The 1154-nt window shown below is 48.0% G+C and carries 1 protein-coding gene; it reads left to right on the top strand.

Annotated features, from left to right (window positions below; translation table 11 throughout):
- Window positions 1–105: 105 nt before the first annotated feature.
- On the top strand, window positions 106–1154 hold a 1049-nt coding region (locus A7090_RS25300), incomplete at its 3' end, for a tail fiber protein (RefSeq protein WP_170991886.1).

Here is a 1154-nt window from a genome sequence, read left to right as displayed (position 1 = left end):
AGTCATCCTGTTTACCTCTTTCTCAGGGAGTTTAGTCTCCAGGATTCCCGGGGCGGTTCACGCAGTTATGGCCATAAACTCGACTACAGCATAAGGATATGCTTGATGAATGACGTTACAGTTGTTACATCGGTTACTTACCCATCACCCGAGTCGTTGGCTCTGGTGGCTGATGTGCAATACCACGAACCATATCTGTCAGCCGCTCTAAACCGAAAATTCAGGGGAATTGTTGACCCGGGATTTTATGCTGGTTTCTTGCCTAAGCCTGGCGGTGGGATGAACCTGTTAATCACCTCAGTGGATGGAGATAAAACCGCTGGCGCGGCGTCAGTGGATATTGGTGAATTCTACCAGGTAACTATTCAGCATCGTAAGGATATCTCTCTTGCACTTAACGCAGGCAAGAAATATGCAATTGTGCTGAAGGGAAGATACCTTCTTGGAGAAGATACCTATCAGGTTAATACCGCGTCACATATTCATGCAGCTGAATTTGTTGCCAGAACCTATACCGATTCATATCAGTTAGGTGATGGGGAACTGCTGGTTTGTACGGTGAATATCCCTGCTGGCGTATCTACCATTACTCAAGAGATGATTGATACATCCGAGCGTATCAACCGCACGATCGGCATTGATATTTCAGACTCTGTAACCAGTACCAGAAGTGATGTTGCTGCGAGTTCGCTGGCAGTTAAAAAAGCCTACGATCTGGCGAAAAGCAAGTATACGGCGCAGGATGCAAGCACAACGCAAAAGGGATTAGTTCAGCTCAGTAGTGCCACTAACAGTACGTCCGAAGTGCTGGCCGCCACACCGAAAGCTGTCAAGGCTGCATATGATTTGGCTAACGGGAAGTATACAGCCCAGGATGCAACCACGACACAAAAAGGGATAGTTCAGCTCAGTAGCGACACCAACAGCACTTCTGAAACATTAGCTGCAACTCCAAAAGCGGTTAAAGCTGCATACGATCTAGCAGCCGGAAAGGCACCATCCAGTCATACACATCCCTGGAATCAGATCACTGGTGTGCCAACAGCTTCATTGACAGCGAAAGGCATCACTCAGCTCAGTAGTGCCACTAACAGCACGTCTGAAGTGCTGGCCGCCACACCGAAAGCTGTCAAGGCTGCATATGATTTGGCTAA

The sequence above is a fragment of the Escherichia sp. MOD1-EC7003 genome, from assembly GCF_002965065.1.
GTDB lineage: Bacteria > Pseudomonadota > Gammaproteobacteria > Enterobacterales > Enterobacteriaceae > Escherichia.
This window is presented reverse-complemented; position numbering and strand designations above follow the sequence as displayed.